The organism is Streptomyces olivochromogenes (assembly GCF_021538895.1).
Taxonomy (GTDB): domain Bacteria; phylum Actinomycetota; class Actinomycetes; order Streptomycetales; family Streptomycetaceae; genus Streptomyces; species Streptomyces olivochromogenes_A.
Genome location: NZ_JADDRL010000018.1, coordinates 12057 through 28247, shown reverse-complemented (window position 1 = coordinate 28247; position 16191 = coordinate 12057). Strand labels below are relative to the sequence as shown.

Sequence of the window (16191 nt, the reverse complement as noted above, 5' to 3'; positions counted from 1 at the left end):
CAGGGGGTGCGATGGACTTCAAGATTCGGGAGAACCGGCAGGAGGCTGTAGGCCGTAAAGCCCTGGTCCGTGAGCGAGCTGGACGCTTTTCCGGTAGCGCACCGTCAGACCCTGGCAGCGCCAGTCTGCGCGGACGGGGGCCGTTGGGAACGGCAGATGTCGGCCTGGGCTGCGCCGCGTCGAGTGCCGCAGCCCCAGGGGCTTCGGCTGTTACTCCTTTCGGGGCCGGCTGACGTCTGTTCGGCCGTGTCTTCGGTCGTCCAAAGCGGCTTCCCCACGTTTGTTGCGGCGAGGATGGTGGCGGGGGACGACGCGATCCACGAAACCGGAGAAACCCAGCCTGTGAGCACCCTGAACCAGCCACACGGCGCTGCGGCAGCCGAGGACTCGTACGAGAACGAGGTCCCACTCCGGCCCAGGCAGCCCGGCAACGTCGTGGTGAAGTGGCTGACGACCACCGACCACAAGACGATCGGCACGCTGTACCTGGTCACGTCGTTCGCGTTCTTCCTGATTGGTGGCGTGATGGCGCTGCTGATGCGTGCCGAGCTGGCCCGTCCGGGCCTGCAGATCATGTCGAACGAGCAGTACAACCAGGCGTTCACGATGCACGGCACCGTGATGCTGCTGATGTTCGCGACTCCGCTGTTCGCCGGTTTCACGAACTGGATCATGCCGCTGCAGATCGGTGCGCCCGATGTGGCTTTTCCGCGGCTGAACATGTTCGCGTACTGGCTCTACCTGTTCGGCTCGACCATCGCGGTCGGTGGCTTCCTGACCCCGGACGGCGCGGCCGATTTCGGCTGGTTCGCCTACGCCCCGCTGTCGGACGCGGTCCGCTCGCCGGGCATCGGCTCCGACATGTGGATCATGGGTCTGGCCTTCTCCGGCTTCGGCACCATCCTCGGCGCGGTCAACTTCATCACCACGATCATCTGCCTGCGCGCGCCGGGCATGACCATGTTCCGCATGCCGATCTTCGTGTGGAACGCGCTGCTGACCGCCGTCCTGGCGCTCATCGTCTTCCCGGTCCTCGCGGCCGCGCTGTTCGCCCTGGAGGCGGACCGCAAGTTCGGCGCCCACGTATACGATGCGGCCAACGGCGGCCCGATTCTGTGGCAGCACCTCTTCTGGTTCTTCGGCCATCCGGAGGTGTACATCATCGCCCTGCCGTTCTTCGGCATCGTCACCGAGGTCATCCCGGTGTTCTCCCGCAAGCCGATGTTCGGCTACCTGGGTCTGGTGGCCGCGACCATCTCGATCGCCGGTCTGTCCCTGACGGTGTGGGCGCACCACATGTTCGTCACCGGCGCCGTGCTGCTGCCGTTCTTCTCCTTCATGACCTTCCTGATCGCGGTCCCGACCGGGGTGAAGTTCTTCAACTGGATCGGCACCATGTGGAAGGGGTCGGTGTCCTTCGAGACGCCGATGCTGTGGGCCACCGGCTTTCTCGTCACCTTCCTCTTCGGTGGTCTGACCGGTGTCATCCTGGCCTCGCCGCCGATGGACTTCCACGTGTCCGACTCGTACTTCGTGGTGGCCCACTTCCACTACGTGGTCTTCGGTACGGTCGTCTTCGCGATGTTCGCCGGATTCCACTTCTGGTGGCCGAAGTTCACCGGCAAGATGCTCGACGAGCGCCTCGGCAAGATGTGCTTTTGGACCCTGTTCGTCGGTTTCCACGGCACCTTTCTGGTGCAGCACTGGCTGGGCGTCGAGGGCATGCCGCGTCGTTACGCGGACTACCTCGCGGCCGACGGCTTCACCGCGCTGAACACGATCTCGAGCATCAGTTCGTTCCTGCTCGGCCTGTCGATGCTGCCGTTCCTCTACAACGTGTGGAAGACGGCCAAGTACGGCAAGCCGGTCGGCGCCGACGATCCGTGGGGCTACGGCCGCTCGCTGGAGTGGGCGACCTCCTGCCCGCCGCCGCGCCACAACTTCCTCACCCTGCCGCGGATCCGCAGCGAATCCCCGGCGTTCGACCTGCACCACCCCGAGGTGGCCCAGCTCGAACACGCGGCCAACATCGGCAGACGTGACGTGGTCGAGCCGGAAGGCGGCCAGCGGTGACATCGCCGAACCGCCCTGGTGCCCCACCGAGCGATCAGCGCGGCTCGATCGCCACCGACGTCGAGGGCTACCTCATCGCACACGCCGAACGAGAGCAGGCCCAGCGCGAGGCCGAAGGTCTGTGCGCCCGCCTGCCCTGGCTCACCACAGGACAGGCCGAAGACCTCACCCGCCATTACACGGAACAACGCCTCGGCCTGACCCGACAGGCCCTCCAGGCCACCGCCGACCAGGCGAAGCGTTTGCGCGGCGAATACGAAGCCCACTACCGCGCCCTGCGACGGACCCTGCTGCAACGGCACGTCGTGATCGCATGCGTCCTGCTCGGCTCTATCACTGCGGTGAACACACTGATGTGGCTGACGGCCCGCTGACGCTCCCTGTCGACGCCTGTGCGCCGTCTCCGGCGGGGCGCATGGGGCCGGTGATTCAGCATCGGCGTCGAGGAGGTCGGGGCAGACGCAGCCAGATCGGGCCGGCATGGGAGGAAGGAGATCGGCCGCAGGTGTCGGCGGTCTCTCCCGGTCGTCGCCGACTCTGAGGCTCGTCTGGCCGACGGGGACTTTCCGTCAGATCGTTAATAAGTGTCCGAAGTACGACTAATGCGCAGTTCAATGTTCCCAGGACGTTCCCATTCCGCACCCAAAGGCCTTCCAGGGTGGTTCCCTGGAAGGCCTTTAGCGCGCTGACCTGCAATTTTGTGGTGCCCCCGGCAGGATTCGAACCTGCGACACCCGCTTTAGGAGTTCGATCCCCGTGCAGGGAGCTCTTGGCGGCCCATGCGGGGCGCCACGAACGGTCTCCCCGGCGTACCTGCGTCTGCTGCCGCTGATGTCAGACGTGGATGTTAGATGGCTCCGTCACCAACCCCCACCGAACAGTGGCTGCAACGTAGCCGCTATGCCTGACGTGATCGCCAGGATGCCGCCCACGCTGGCGAGGGTGGTGGTCGCGTTCTGGAAAAGCTCCTGCCGGAGCCGTGCCAACGCGCGCTCCAGAAAAGCATCTTGAGCTTCTGCCACTTGTGCTGGCGAAGGTGGCAACCCATGAGAGCCCCATAGCTGTTGTTGCGGCATGAGCTGGTGCGGCCCTCCGCACCGCACCAGACGGGCACGTTGAAGAAGAAGTAGAAGGCGCTGACCCCGGACAGGACGATGAGCGCGACTGGACCGAAGTCGAAGGTCAACCAGCCGGCAATGAGTATCGCGAAGACGATCCAACCCCAGTACTTCCCGAATCCCTTCATGCGAGGTCATCGTTCTGTGGTGTCCGGGATGCTGGGGTGGCGCGACCGGGGGCGCACGGAAGCACACAGGCGGCGCTGGCGGCTCAGCTCTCAGCTTGGGAAGCTGCGGTCATTTGCAGCGGGTTCGCGCGCTGACCTGGACGAACGGTCTGGATCGAGTCCTGTCGGGCTCGGCTGTCTTTACCGTGATTCCCCGTAGTTCCCCGCTCGATCTGGTGCGGTTGTGGTGCGGGGCCAACTGGCCACAGCTGACGGTCGATCACTGTCGGGTTCGTTGTCAGCGCCGACGGCTATGGTCTCTGGCGCGCGGTCGGCTTCCGGGGGTTCCAGCTCTGAAGGGAATGGTTGCATCCCTGGCCTGTCTGGGGGCGGCCCGGAGACTCGTCCGGGACCTAACCGACGGCTGGGCTTCGTCGATGGCCAAGCAGTGACCTGCCAGCGCCGACCGCGTACCACCTCTGTCCCGGGTCGATGACAGGTGCACGCTTTCCAACTGTGGTGGGGTGTCGGCGTACGTGCTGGGCGTTCACCTGGGTTCATGGGCAGCTGGCCCGTGGCCGGGAGCGGCCATTTGATCTCGGCTGAACGTCGGCGAACAGTGTTGAATGAGACGGAAACTGAGACTGGGCGGCCGAGCCTCGAACCCCGAGGCGGTGTCTGCCCCTCGTGCCATCATCCTCACGTGTTGAAGATCCCCGGTTACGAAGGTGGCCCTCTGGTGTAGGGCACTGCTTACCTGGACGATCCGTTGTTCTGGCCCGTGCACCTCGGCTCCTGCTTGCGCGATGAAGATGCACAGCGAGCTGCGTTCGGTGCCGACTGGGACGCGGCAATGGAGCTGTATCACGTGCTGTCCGCCGAGCGGGAGTGGCCGGTGTTCAGCGTGCCTCTGTCCTCAGGTCACACGATCCTGGTCGTCTACCGCAACATCGAGGGCGACCGCGGGGTGGATTACCTGATCCATCACCCGGCGTGGTCCGCAGCGGAAACCCTTGCCGTGGATGACGGTCACTTCATGGGGCCTGGCATGGCCTGGCCGGAGTTGCTGTCCACTGCCCGACAGCCGGCCACGGAGGGCGTTGCCGACCTTGATGCCCGTCTCTTGCTGCTCTTCCCGACACTCGGCGACGCGCGACTTCCCGACGACGCAACCGTTGCCCTCACCACCGCGCTCACAGCTCTCACCGTGATCGAAGAGACTGCCGAAGTGGCGAGCATGCTTCTGGATAACCAGGGCCAGTGGTCTCCTGCTCACTGGCGGCTGGCAGACGGCGTCTGCATCAACGACGGTGGGCACTCGTATCGAAACCCCGGCAACGCCTTCGCTCTGCCCGAGGGCCGCCTCTCGGAGATCAGCCATGCTTTGAACGGCCGGGAAGCAGCGACTCAGCGGACATCCGGCTGAAGCTCTGAGCTTGGGAAGCTGAGGTGATTTCGGGCCCGCTGCTGGTCTGACCTGGAGCGGAGGCGTTTCGACGTCTGTTAGCGGGTCCGTTGACTCCCCGGTGTCCCCCGCAGTTCCCCCTATGATCTGGCACACGTCTGGCACGACCCCGCAGTCCCGAACTATCCGCCTCGTGCGAGGCCCGGGCTCCCGAACCCTCGCCTTGCAGGCCCCCGCTGGGCGGGGCGATCCTGGATTTGAGGCATGCCCACCAATCGTGTGAACCGAGCGCAAGGACCGCGCAGCCGACAGCGACCGCGGCCCGCCAGAGAGCGTGTTCCAGATGAGGCTTGTCGTCGATCTCAACCGGTGCCAGGGATTCGCTCAGTGCGTCTTCCTCGCCCCGGACGTCTTCTCCCTCCACGGAGAGGAGGCACTGTTGTTCTCCCCTCGCTTCGACGAGGCACAACAGGACCGGGTGGAGAAGGCCGCTGCCGCCTGCCCGGTCCAGGCCATCCTGGTCGACTACTCCGACGAGCCGACGAAGCGGGTAGAGCCCCATGTCGGCTGACACGGACGTCCAGCTTCTGCGGCGCCAGGGCCGCATTGTCGTCGTCGGTGCCTCACTGGCCGGCCTGCGCGCGGCGGAGACCCTGCGCGAGCAGGGCTTCACCGGATCGCTGACCATGATCGGCGACGAGCCGTACGAACCCTACGACCGGCCCCCGCTGTCCAAGCAGGCACTGCTCGGGCGGGCACAGCCCGAGGACACCGCGCTGCCGCGACGGCGCGACATCGACGCCGAATGGCGTCTGGGCGTCGCCGCCGAGAGCCTCGACAGGGACGCCAAACAGGTACGGCTGACGAACGGTGACACCGTCCCCTACGACCGCCTGCTGATCACCACCGGGACCAGGGCCCGGCCCTGGTTCCACCCGGAAGAGGCCGCGCTGGACGGCGTGTTCGTGCTGCGTACCCGGGACGACTCCGCCCGCCTGCGCCGGAAGCTGACAGGCGGCGTGTCTCGGGTGCTGGTGATCGGCGCCGGTTTCACGGGCTCCGAGGTCGCCTCCGCCTGCCGGGAGCTGGGCCTCGAGGTCACGGTCGCCGAGCGCGGCCCGGCACCGCTGGTGGGCGCGCTCGGCGGAGTGATCGGCGCGGTCGCGGACCGGCTGCAGCGCAAGCACGGGGTCGACCTGCGCTGCGGCGTCAGCGTCACCGCTCTAGAGGGTGACGATGTGGGTCGGCTCAGGCGCGCCCATCTGTCCGACGGTTCGGCGCTCGACGTGGAGGTGGCGGTCGTCTCGCTGGGTGCCATGCGGAACACGGAATGGCTCGCCGGCTCGGGGGTTGCGGCGGGGCCCCGAGGGGTGGCATGCGACGCGGGGTGCCGGGTGTTCGACGTCAACGGCATCGTCACCGACGACATCTACGCCGCAGGTGACGTCGCCCGCAGCCCCCACCCGCTGTTCGACTACCAGTTCCTGGCGCTGGAGCACTGGGGCAACGCGGTCGAACAGGCCGAGATCGCCGCGCACAACATGATCTGTGCGGGGCCGGACCGCCGTCCGCACCTGTGGCTGCCGATGTTCTGGTCCTCCCAGTTCGGTGTCAACATCAAGTCGGTGGGTGTTCCCTCGCTCGGCGACCAGCTGGTCGTCGCCCAGGGGGCGCTCGCCGCGGAACGGTTCGTGGCGGTGTACGGCTACCGGGGTCGCGTCATCGCCGCGGCGTCCTTCGACGGAGCCAAGTGGCTCGGGTTCTACGAACAGCAGATCGCGTCCGGGGCGCCGTTCCCGCCGGAGTACCGCACGGTCGACCGCCGGACCGAGACGCTGCATCCGATCGACCCGGCCTTCCCTGACCCCCATCTGCCCACCCACGGGGCCACGGTCACGCTGACAGGCCACTCACCGAGCGGGCGGCGCGTCTCGTTCATTCCGTCGCACGCCTGACCACCGACCCTGAACCGCCCGGAGCTCTCAGGAGTCCCCATGACGTCCGGTACCCTCTCCGCGCAGATCACCGACTACGCCAATCGAGCCGATCCCTACCCGCTCTACGCGGAGCTGCGCAAGCAACCCGTCAGGCGGGAGGACGACGGCACCTTCCTGGTCAGCACCTACTACGAGGTGCGGAACCTGGCCAACGACCCACGGCTGAGCAACGACACGAGCAACCGCCCGCCCGGCTATGGCCGCCCCGGGCAACCGCCCCCGGAGAGCGGCCTCCCGCCCAGCTTCATCTTCACCGACCCGCCGGTGCACGACCGGCTGCGCGAGACCATCACCCGGCCGTTCGGTCCTCCGCACAGCCCCAGATTCCTCGACGGCCTGCGCGGCGAGCTGGCCAAGGTCGTCACCGAGCTGCTCGACGCCTTCGAGGGCAGGGACGAGGTCGACATCGTCGAGGACTTCGCCTACCCCCTCCCCGTCACCGCCATCTGCAAGGTCCTGGGCGTGCCGCGCGAGGACGAACCCCGCTTCCACGGCTGGGCCGACGCACTCGCGTCCGGAGTCGATCCCCAAGCCGGCGGCGGCAGCGGCCAGGAAAAGGCACAGCGGGCGCGCCAGGACCTGGGCGCCTACCTGACCGACCTCATCGAGACCAAACGCCGACACCCCGGCCCCGGCATCCTCAGCGCGCTCGCCCCCGAGATGACACCGGCAGACCTGGAAGCCACCGCGGTGCTGCTCCTGGTCGCCGGCCACGAGACCACCGTCAACGCGATCACCAACACCACCCTCACCCTGCTGCGCCACCCCGACATCCTCGACCGCTTCCTGAAGGATCCGGACCTCGCCGTCCCGCTCATCGAGGAAGTGTTGCGCTACGAGTCCCCGGTCCAGTTCGTCCCGTGGACCACCGCCCTGGACGACATCGACGTCGCCGGCACCACCATCCCTAAGGGCTCCCCGGTCTGGCTCATGCTGGCCGCCGCCAACCGTGACCCCAAACGCTTCAAGAACCCCGACCGGTTCGACCCCGACCGTAAAGACAACGAGCACCTGGGCATGTACACCGGCATCCACTACTGCTTCGGCGCCCCTCTCGCCCGTATCGAACTCCATCTGGCCGTGCCCGAACTGTTCCGCCGGGTCAAGTTCTCCCGGCTGCTTCAGGACCCGCCGCCGTATCGCGCCAACGCGGTGCTGCGCGGCCCACGCCACCTCCCCGTCGCCATCGAAGGGCTCACAGCCTGAGCCACGTGCGCCACTGTGGTCGTCTCTTGATGTCGTACAGGGCGCCATTCGCTACTTCGTCCGCCTTACTCAAGCCACCAACTAGCCCAGCAGCCATCGCCTCCGCCGTCGCCCCGTCTTGTAGCGGCTGCTGGAACGCGGTGGGAAGAGCACCCGGATGGGCTGGCTCTACCGCCTCACCGAACCTGCTACAAGTCGCCTCATGGCGGGTTACTTGCGCCGTGAGGCGGCCAGATTGGATAGGTCCGCCGAGGCTGTCGTTGGCATCGACGATGACCTTGCGCGCGACCTGCGGTTGGCTGCAGCTGAGTATCGAAATGAAGCGCACACTCTGGACTAGACGGCCCGCAGGATGGGCGACGCTCGCCCCCGATTCACTACCTCAGCCCACCGCTCTCCCCAGCTCCCATCCCGTCCGCCGTCGACCCACACACCGTGGAGCGGGCGTGGTTCATGGCGTCCAGGTGGAGCGCGCCACTGTACGAACGACCTGGACGCCATGGACCGCGTCTGCTCGGCTTTGCCTGGGTCGGCGGCGGACGGGATGGGAGCTCCCCGCGCGCACCTCCTACGTACCCGCGGTCGGCGACGTCCATCGACGGACGCGCGCACACCTTCGCCTTCGGCCGCCAACTCGACGTCCGCACGATCCGATCCGCCGACTTCAACGACGGCCAGGAGCTGACCGAACGGGCGGTCGCCGCGTACATCGCCAAGTACGCGACCAAGGGTGCGGAGACCGCGACGGGAGCTCTCGACCGGCCGCTGAAGTTCGCTGCAGAGCTGGCCCAGCTCGACATCAGCGACCACGCCCGCCGTCTCATCCGGACCGCCTGGACCCTCGGCGCACGCAAGGACCTGGAACACCTCCGCCTGCGCGCCTGGGCCCACATGCTCGGCTTCCGCGGCCACTTCTCCACCAAGTCCCGCCGCTACTCCACCACCCTCGGCGCCCTCCGCGACGCCCGGGCCGAATGGCGGCGAGCTCAAGTAGCCGCAGCCCAGCCCAAGCGCGAGACCGACACGACGTACGTCCTTGCCCACTGGGTCTTCGCCGGAACCGGCCTCTCCGACGCCGAAGCCTGGCTAGCCGAATCCCTCGAACCTGCTCCCGGAACCGAAGGAGAGCCGACCCATGCATGACGACGAGCTGCTGACCGTGCCCGACGTGATGCGGCGGCTCAAGCTCGGCCGTTCCACGGTCTATGACCTCATCCGCTCCCGCCGCTTGCCCTCGATCACCATCGGCCGGTGCCGCCGCATCCCGGTGCGGGCTGTCCACGACTACATCGCCAACGAACTGGAGGCGGCTGCCTGATGGCTCAGCAGCGCAAGCGCAACCCCAACGGCGCCGGCACCATCACCAAGCGCAAGGACGGCCGCTTTCAGTGCGCGGTCTACGTGCTTCAGCCGGACGGCACCCGCGCCCGCAAGTTCGCCTACGGCAAGACCTGGGCCGAGTGCGACGCCAAGCGCCGTGAGCTGCTCGACAAGGTGGACCAGGGCGTGCCCGTGCCCACGAAGTCGGCCAAGCTCTCGGAGTGGCTGCCGTACTGGTTGGACAACGTCATCAAGCCCCGGCGGAAGCTCAGCACCTTCGACAAGTACGAGGCGCACGTCCGGCTCTACCTGGTGCCCCTCATCGGTGCCAAGCGGCTCGAATCCCTCGGCGTCGCCGACGTTCGCCGGTTCCTCGTCCGCCTGGAGAAGGACACCACCTCGGCAACGGCCAAGGAATCGCACCGAGTTCTTCGCTCCGCGCTGTCCTCCGCATGCCGCGAGAACTGATCACGCGCAACGTGGCCAAGCTCGTTGAGCCGCCCCGCACGGATACACCCGAGCTGCACCCCTGGACCCTGGACGAGACGCTCGACTTCCTCGCTGCTTCCCGGAAGGACCCGCTCTACGCGGCTTTCGTCCTCGCCATCGCTATGGGCCTGCGCCGTGGAGAGATCGTCGGCCTTCGCTGGTCGGACGTCGATCTCGACAACCGCGTCGTGTACGTCCGCCACCAGGTTCAGCGTCGTCGTGGCGTCCTGTACGACGACGACCCCAAGAGCCGTCGTCGCCGCGCCGTCCCGCTGCCTGCCCTCTGCATCGCGCCGCTGCGCTGGCACCGCATGCGGCAGGCGGCCACTCGCGCCAAGGCAGGGGAGAGGTGGCAGGACTCGGACTACGTCTTCGCCACCCGCACCGGCCGCCCCGTCGGGCCGCGCAACCTCTATCGCTCCTTCACCCGCGTCGCCGAGTTCGCCGGCCTCCGCGTGATCCGGCTGCACGACGCCCGCCACGGCACGGCCACCCTTCTCACGGCGGCCGGAGTCCCGCCCCGCGTCGTGATGGAGATCCTGGGCCACTCCCAGATCAGCATCACCATGGATGTCTACACGCACGTCGTGCAGGACACCCAGCGTGAGGCCATGAGCCACATGGACCGGCTGCTCAGGAAACGTCCCCGTCGCCAGTGACCACCGGCGTTAGCCGCGTCCAGGGCCTCGGACCGTGATCGGTCCGGGGCCCTTGCGCTGGGGCTTACGCACCGTAGCCTCGGGTCATGTCCGAGACCTCGGTGGCACATTTCTATGACGAGCTGGCTGATGACTACCACCTGATCTACGCAGACTGGGACGCAGGCATTCGTCGGCAGGGAGATGCCCTGGACGGCCTGATAGGCCAGCGCAACGCGTCAGTGCTCGACTGCTCCTGTGGCATCGGCACGCAGGCCATCGGTCTGGCGCTGCGCGGGCACCGCGTCACCGGTACGGACCTCAGCGTTCGTGCCGCCGCCCGCGCTGCCCGTGAGGCCGCCCACCGCAACGTGACGCTGCGCACGGCTGCCGCAGACATGCGACGCCTGCCGTTTCCCGACGGCCGGTTCGACACCGTCGTCTGCGCCGACAACGCCCTGCCCCACCTGCTGACGGAGCAGGACGTCCACGCCGCTCTGGCGGAGATGCGCCGCGTGCTGCGTCCCGCCGGCCTGCTGCTGCTCAGCACGCGCCCCTACGACGACCTGCTGCGCGACCGACCCGCTTCAGCGCCTCCACAGGTCCACCAGCCGATTGACGGGGGAGAACGGACCGTCACGTTCCAGCTCTGGCACTGGCACGAGGACGGCGAACACTACGACGTGGAGCACTTCCAACTGCTGCCGACCGGCGGAGATTGGCGCGTCAAGGTCCGTCGGACCGTCTACTGGGCGCTCGGCCGGGACCGGCTCGTCGGCCTCGTGACCGACGCGGGGTTTGTGGACCCCGAGTGGCTGATGCCGCATGAGTCGGGCTTCTTCCAGCCGCTGCTCGTGGCGCGCGCCGGCAAGTAGGTGATTCCACCGCCCTGCCGACCGTTTGCCACGACGTTCAGGAGGCGTCCCAGTCGCCGGTGACCGCCCCCGTTGATGTCAAACCTGGATGTCAAAGGCCCCGGACCAAGATCGGTCCGGGGCCTTTTGCCTGGTGCCCCCGGCAGGATTCGAACCTGCGACACCCGCTTTAGGAGAGCGGTGCTCTATCCCCTGAGCTACGAAGGCAAGGCTGGGATGGGTCGGGAACGTGTCTGACCTTGGTGCCTGGATGGCGGGCCTTGGCAGGCAGGATTCCGGCCGTGTTGCTGTGGCAGGGCTGGGGTGCAGCTATGCCACCGACCACAGTGTAGCGGCTGGTGGTGCGGCGGCCGCAGCGTTGGGCGGGTTGGTCGTCGGGTGGGGTTTGTCCGGTGAGGTGGCGCGGGGTCGGTTGGCGTGACGTTTCCGTGGGTGGGGTGGCGGGTACTGCTGGCCGGGGAGCGCGATCGCCACTCGGCTGTTCACTTCCTGACTTCCGTACGACGAGGCCGACTCCTTTCTCGAAGTGGGCTGTGGGGCGGGGGTCACCGCCGTCACCGCCGCGTTGAACGGGTGCTCTCGGGTCTGTGCTTTGGACATCAGTCCGGCAGCGGTGGAGAACGCCAGGCTGAACGCTGTCCGGCATGGGGTGAGCGACCGTGTCACCGTCCTGCGTAGTGATCTCTTCTCCGGGATCTCCGGGATCTCCGGGGGCTCCGGGACCTTTGACCTTGTTTATTGGAATTCTCCCTTTGCCGAAGCTCCGGCCGACCATCCTTACGAGGCTCAGCTCGACTACGCCGTTTTCGATGCCGGTTACGACGCGCACCGCAGGTACATGGCCGATGGCGCTCGGGTGTTCCTCGGGTTCAGTGAGGCCCTGGGGAACAGTTCGCGGTTGATGGCGCTGGCCGCAGCGGCGGGATTCGTGGGGCCGTGTATCGGCGGGAGGTGTTGCGGCTTTCCATCGACGCGCCCGGTACCGGGATCTCGGGTGGGGAGATGGACATCGACTACGTCCTCTACGAGTTCCGGTCCGATGTGTTCGATGTGTCCGAGGGGAGGGAGGCGTGAGGGGCGGTCTGTACACGCTCTTTGCACGCTGACCTACCGTCAGCTGCGGGATCTCTCCAGCGCGGTCGCCGAGATGATCCGGGACGCGCATCCTCCAGTCGCCCGGGTCGGGTTGTTCGCCGCCCGGGGCACTGTGTTGGCCTTCGCCGGGTATCTGGCCGCTCTTCGGCTCGGCGCGCTACTTCCGTACCGGAGACCGGGTGAGCGTCGAGGACGGGCAGCTGGTCCACCTGGGGCGGCTTGACGACCAGCGGGGGCGGCGCGGCGCGACGCCGTCGTGGTCGTCGCCCAGTGGGACGGCGTCGCCGAACTGGTCGCCTGCCACACCGGGCAGCCCGTTGGCCGGCGCGACCTCGTCCGCGCGCTGCGCACGAAGCTGCCGCTCCACCTCGTACCGCGCCGCTTCCTCCACCTGGACTCGCTCCCCCTCAACGCCAACGGGAAGACCGACAGGAGTGCCCTGCGGACCCTGGTCATGGAGGGCGCTGAAGGCTCCTGACTCGTCACACCAGCGGCACCGCAGTGAAGCGCGACGCCGTCCCGAGGTCGGACTGGATGTGCGCGGCCGTCTCCGCCAGCTCCGGCAGGACCGTCGTCACGCAGTCCTCAAGGGAGCGGCGGGCCGCATGCGTGGCCACGTTCACCGCCGCGACCGCCCTGCCCGTGCGGTCACGGACCGGTACCGCGATCGCACGGAGGCCGGACTCCAACTCCTCGTCCACCAGGGCGTAGCCCCGCGCGCGGACCTCCGTGAGCGGGTCGGGGAGCGAGCCCGGGGCGTCCGCCAGGAGCACGCGGCCGAGGGAGGTCGCGTCGGCGGGCAGGCGCGTGCCCACCGTGATGTCGACCGTGAGGACCCGGGCCGTGGTGGCCCTGGCCGTGTACTGGATCTCCTGGCCGGCACCCGAGCCCGTCAGGACCGCCAGGGACACCGGCTCGTTCAGGCGGTCCGCCAGGGCGCGCAGGTGCGGGGCCGCCAGCCGGGGGAGTGTCGTACGGGCCAGGGGAGCGAAGCCCAGGGAGAGGACCCGGGGGGTGAGGGTGAACGTGCGGTCGGGCGCCGCGGTCACCAGGCCCAGGTACTCGTAGGTGATCAGCGCGCGGCGGGCCGTCGCCCGCGCCAGCCCCGTCGCCTTCGCCACCTCCGTCAGGGTGAGCGCCGAACGGCCCTCGCCGAAGGCGGTCAGGACGGTGAGGCCGCGGGCCAGGGACTCGATGAAGTCCCGGCCCAGTTCGTGCTTGGACGCCGTCGTCCAGGTCGCCAGGCCGGACGGGGGAGGGCCGGGCCGCGGGGGCGGCGCGTCGCGCAGGTCCGCCTCCATCTCGGCCACCGCCGCGCGCAGCCGGGGGAGCAGGGTGTCGCGCAGGTCCGCCGCGGTGTGCCGGCTGGTGTGGCTGACCACGCTCGCCGCGCAGGCCACCCGGTCCGTGTGCGGGTCCCGTACGGGGACGGCCAGCGCCACCAGGCCCGGCTCGATCAGCTGGTCGTCCAACGCCCAGCCGTCGGCGGCCGCCCGCGCCGCCTGCCGTACGAACACCTCGTCCGCCGAGTCGGCCGAGTCGGCCGAGTCGGCCGACTCGGCCGAGTTCGCATGGTCCGTCCCGTCCACCGCGCCCGCCGCATCCGCCGCGTTCGTCGCATGCGTCGCGCGCGTCCGTGGATGCTCGCGTGGCGGTACGGCCGTGAAGGTGCGGTCCTGTGGGTCCGCCGCCCGGCGTGTGTGCCAGCGGGCCCAGTCCGCCTCGGTCCACTCGGCCGCGAACAGCGGGCCGGGCGCGGTGCGTTCGGCGGGGAGCAGGTCGCCGATGCGGAAGCTCAGGGACATCGCGCGGCGGCGGGTCGCCTGGTGGATGAAGCGGATGCCGTCGCGGTCGGCGACCGCGAGGGACACGGACTCGTCGAGTTCGTCGGCCAGCGCGTCCGCGCGCGCGTCCAGCAGCGCCGGCAGACGCAGGGCCGCCAGGTAGGCGTTGCCCAGTTCCATCACCCGGGGGGCGAGGACCGCGTCCCGGCCGTCGAGGCGGACGTACCCCATGCGGGCGAGGGTGGCCGTGATGCGGTCCACGGTGGAGCGCGCGAGGCCGGTGGCCCGCTCCAGGGCGCTCGGGCTCAGGGTGCCGCCCGCCTCGGTGAGCTGTCGCAGCACGGCGATCCCGCGGATCAGCGGCGTGACCGCCTCGGACGGCGGCACCTCGGCTCCCGGCGGGGCCTGTGCGTCCAGTGCGGTGTTCGCGGGCATCGGGTCTCCGGTACGGCGTCTGCGGCATGCCTACGGTAATCCCAGGCCCGGCCGCCCACCTGAGGTAATCCCGGCGGCCGCCCCTACCGCCGCGTCACCCGCACCTTGTAGTCCCCACCCAGCTCCGCCGCCGTCACCTCGATCGTGATCCCCGTGTGCGGGTCCTGGAAGCTCTCGCCGGGTGTGAAAGGGGCGTCGGAGAGTTCGGCGTGGACGTTGGGGCTGCGGGTGCAGCCGCCGGAGTGGCGGTGGGCGTCGTACACGGTGATGGGGCCCTGGCCGGTGTCCACGTCCGCGTCGACGCGGTAGATCAGGACGCCGGGCTGGCAGACGGTCTCGTCGTTGCCGCCGGGAGCGCGCAGTTCGACGGCGTACCCGGTGCGGTCGCTGATCGGCACGAAGACGAGCTTGGGGCCGCCGGTCCGGTACAGCGGCGTCAGCGTGTACTCCTTGGTGCCCCGGGCCGAGGCGCAGCTCACCTGGTTGGCGTCCAGCCAGCCCAGCTTCCACTTGTGCCAGCCGAGCAGGTCGTTGTTGGCGCCCCAGTCCTCGCTCATGATGTCCCAGTGGCCGACCGCGCCCCCGCCCTCCTGGGTGTACAGGTCGGGCAGGCCGAAGACGTGGCCGTTCTCGTGGGGGAGGACGCGGTAGCCGGTCCGGTCGTAGGTGCCGGAGCCGTCGTCCTGACGGGAGTAGACGAAGGAGGCGTTCGCGACGGGGACGCCGTCGGCGACCGGCGCCTCGGCGTTGCCGGCGAAGGTCACGGACAGGACGGTGTCCAGGGCGGACGGGCCGGCGTTCGGGGTGACCAGCACGTTCACGAGGTCGTACGCGTGGAAGTCCACCTCGGGGTCGGCGGAGGCCACGATGTCCTGGACGAGCTGGCGGTAGCCGGGGTCGAAGGGGGCGCCGCGCTGTATGTCGTACTCCTTGAACGGCTTCGGCATCCGCAGCCAGTGCGGGATCGGTGTCTCGGGGCGGTAGTCGAGGCGGCCGTAGGAGGCGGCGTGGAACCAGTCCTGGGTCTGCGGGAAGAACTCCCGGTAGCGGTCGAGCGCGTCGCCCTCGCCGGGCGCGTCGGAGAAGTCGACCATCAGGGTCAGGGCGCGGACGGTGCCGGTGGAGCGGGAGTAGCCGCCCGGGGTGGGGACGCCCTCCGTCATCTGGACGTCGGGGGTGCCGCTGATCATGCAGGGGCCGAAGACGGAGCGGCGGGCCAGGGCGATCGGGCCCGCTCCGGTGGGGCTGGGGCCCGCCGTGAGGTGCCCGGGTCCGGCCGAGGTGCTGACCGCGAGGGTCAGGAGGGTCACGGACGCGAGGGCGGCCACACGGCGCGGGCGTATCCGACGGGCGAGCGGCTGCGGCGGCATGCAGAGGCCTTTCGCTCCACGGCAGCCACCGGTCTCCGGCTGCACCCTTGCGATCACCCTGTGTCGAGGGGAGCGCGGGCGCGCGCTGGAGGAGACCGATCGTGGGTTTCCCACGGGTAGGAAGGCGCGGGGTGCCGCCGACGGGAAGTGGACGTCCCGCCGCGGGACGCGGACGCCGCCCCGGTGCCGGTGCTCCGTCCGTGGGGCGCGGTCGCCTCGACGTCGGTGTTCTGTCGGTGGGGCGCGGTCGCCTCGACGTCGGTGTTCTGTCGGTGGGGC

The 16191-nt window shown here is 68.9% G+C and carries 13 protein-coding genes, 1 tRNA gene and 3 pseudogenes; 13 read left to right on the top strand and 4 right to left on the bottom strand.

Annotated elements, in window-relative coordinates; all coding sequences use genetic code 11:
- Window positions 1-342 precede the first annotated feature (342 nt).
- Window positions 343-2073 (top strand): aa3-type cytochrome oxidase subunit I, encoded by a 1731-nt coding sequence (ctaD, locus tag IPZ69_RS11560; RefSeq protein ID WP_235453972.1) that lies wholly within the window; start codon window positions 343-345, stop codon window positions 2071-2073.
- A complete protein-coding gene (locus IPZ69_RS11555) occupies window positions 2070-2447 on the top strand; it encodes a hypothetical protein (RefSeq protein WP_235453971.1) in 378 nt (125 codons plus the stop codon). Before ctaD ends, IPZ69_RS11555 begins: the two co-directional genes overlap by 4 nt.
- 524 nt (window positions 2448-2971) lie before the next feature.
- Here IPZ69_RS11555 and IPZ69_RS11550 read toward each other — a convergent pair.
- Window positions 2972-3319 (bottom strand): hypothetical protein, encoded by a 348-nt coding sequence (locus tag IPZ69_RS11550; protein ID WP_235453970.1) that lies wholly within the window; start codon window positions 3317-3319, stop codon window positions 2972-2974.
- A 748-nt stretch (window positions 3320-4067) separates the two neighbouring features.
- Between IPZ69_RS11550 and IPZ69_RS11545 the strand changes: the two genes are divergently transcribed.
- The 8 genes and pseudogenes from IPZ69_RS11545 to IPZ69_RS11510 all read left to right on the top strand — a co-directional run bounded on the left by IPZ69_RS11545 (window position 4068) and on the right by IPZ69_RS11510 (window position 11228).
- Window positions 4068-4724, top strand: coding sequence for a hypothetical protein (locus IPZ69_RS11545; RefSeq protein WP_235453969.1), 657 nt, complete (start codon window positions 4068-4070; stop codon window positions 4722-4724).
- Window positions 4725-5046: 322 nt separating this feature from the next.
- The gene (locus tag IPZ69_RS11540; RefSeq protein WP_235453968.1) at window positions 5047-5274 is read left to right on the top strand and encodes a ferredoxin; all 228 of its coding nucleotides are present in this window, start codon (window positions 5047-5049) and stop codon (window positions 5272-5274) included.
- On the top strand, window positions 5264-6658 hold the full coding sequence (locus IPZ69_RS11535; protein ID WP_235453967.1) for an NAD(P)/FAD-dependent oxidoreductase: 1395 nt from the start codon (window positions 5264-5266) through the stop codon (window positions 6656-6658). Before IPZ69_RS11540 ends, IPZ69_RS11535 begins: the two co-directional genes overlap by 11 nt.
- 39 nt (window positions 6659-6697) lie before the next feature.
- A complete protein-coding gene (locus tag IPZ69_RS11530; protein WP_235453966.1) occupies window positions 6698-7906 on the top strand; it encodes a cytochrome P450 in 1209 nt (402 codons plus the stop codon).
- 594 nt (window positions 7907-8500) lie between these two features.
- Window positions 8501-9049 (top strand): annotated as a pseudogene (locus IPZ69_RS11525) (replication initiator); the annotation flags it as partial.
- Entirely contained in the window at window positions 9042-9224 is a 183-nt protein-coding gene (locus IPZ69_RS11520; protein ID WP_235453965.1) for a helix-turn-helix domain-containing protein, read from the top strand. The pseudogene IPZ69_RS11525 and the gene IPZ69_RS11520, both read left to right, overlap by 8 nt.
- Window positions 9224-10374: pseudogene (locus IPZ69_RS11515) on the top strand (tyrosine-type recombinase/integrase). The gene IPZ69_RS11520 and the pseudogene IPZ69_RS11515 overlap by 1 nt, the downstream one beginning before the upstream one ends.
- An 86-nt stretch (window positions 10375-10460) precedes the next feature.
- A complete protein-coding gene (locus IPZ69_RS11510) occupies window positions 10461-11228 on the top strand; it encodes a class I SAM-dependent methyltransferase (RefSeq protein ID WP_235453964.1) in 768 nt (255 codons plus the stop codon).
- 131 nt (window positions 11229-11359) lie between these two features.
- Here the strand turns inward: IPZ69_RS11510 and IPZ69_RS11505 are convergent.
- Window positions 11360-11435 (bottom strand) — tRNA-Arg (locus IPZ69_RS11505).
- A 310-nt stretch (window positions 11436-11745) separates the two neighbouring features.
- Here IPZ69_RS11505 and IPZ69_RS47730 point away from each other — a divergent pair.
- The 3 genes and pseudogenes from IPZ69_RS47730 to IPZ69_RS11500 form a co-directional block, all read left to right on the top strand.
- Window positions 11746-11982 (top strand): annotated as a pseudogene (locus IPZ69_RS47730) (methyltransferase domain-containing protein); the annotation flags it as partial.
- A 197-nt stretch (window positions 11983-12179) separates the two neighbouring features.
- The gene (locus IPZ69_RS46920) at window positions 12180-12302 is read left to right on the top strand and encodes a hypothetical protein (protein ID WP_268834478.1); all 123 of its coding nucleotides are present in this window, start codon (window positions 12180-12182) and stop codon (window positions 12300-12302) included.
- Window positions 12303-12579: 277 nt separating this feature from the next.
- On the top strand, window positions 12580-12801 hold the full coding sequence (locus IPZ69_RS11500) for a hypothetical protein (protein ID WP_235453963.1): 222 nt from the start codon (window positions 12580-12582) through the stop codon (window positions 12799-12801).
- A 4-nt stretch (window positions 12802-12805) separates the two neighbouring features.
- Here IPZ69_RS11500 and IPZ69_RS11495 read toward each other — a convergent pair whose 3' ends face one another.
- Window positions 12806-14542 (bottom strand): IclR family transcriptional regulator domain-containing protein, encoded by a 1737-nt coding sequence (locus IPZ69_RS11495; protein ID WP_235453962.1) that lies wholly within the window; start codon window positions 14540-14542, stop codon window positions 12806-12808.
- 83 nt (window positions 14543-14625) lie between these two features.
- Complete coding sequence (locus IPZ69_RS11490) at window positions 14626-15912, bottom strand: M6 family metalloprotease domain-containing protein (protein WP_235453961.1); 1287 nt, start codon at window positions 15910-15912, stop codon at window positions 14626-14628.
- Between the last annotated feature and the right edge of the window lie 279 nt (window positions 15913-16191).

Excerpts from the sequence above, each read along its gene's own strand:
- IPZ69_RS11550 (WP_235453970.1), bottom strand. The coding sequence starts at position 3,319 with ATGAAGGGATTCGGGAAGTACTGGGGTTGGATCGTCTTCGCGATACTC.
- IPZ69_RS11540 (WP_235453968.1), top strand. The coding sequence starts at position 5,047 with ATGAGGCTTGTCGTCGATCTCAACCGGTGCCAGGGATTCGCTCAGTGC.
- IPZ69_RS11535 (WP_235453967.1), top strand. The coding sequence starts at position 5,264 with ATGTCGGCTGACACGGACGTCCAGCTTCTGCGGCGCCAGGGCCGCATT.
- IPZ69_RS11530 (WP_235453966.1), top strand. The coding sequence starts at position 6,698 with ATGACGTCCGGTACCCTCTCCGCGCAGATCACCGACTACGCCAATCGA.
- IPZ69_RS11520 (WP_235453965.1), top strand. The coding sequence starts at position 9,042 with ATGCATGACGACGAGCTGCTGACCGTGCCCGACGTGATGCGGCGGCTC.
- IPZ69_RS11510 (WP_235453964.1), top strand. The coding sequence starts at position 10,461 with ATGTCCGAGACCTCGGTGGCACATTTCTATGACGAGCTGGCTGATGAC.
- IPZ69_RS11495 (WP_235453962.1), bottom strand. The coding sequence starts at position 14,542 with ATGCCCGCGAACACCGCACTGGACGCACAGGCCCCGCCGGGAGCCGAG.
- IPZ69_RS11490 (WP_235453961.1), bottom strand. The coding sequence starts at position 15,912 with ATGCCGCCGCAGCCGCTCGCCCGTCGGATACGCCCGCGCCGTGTGGCC.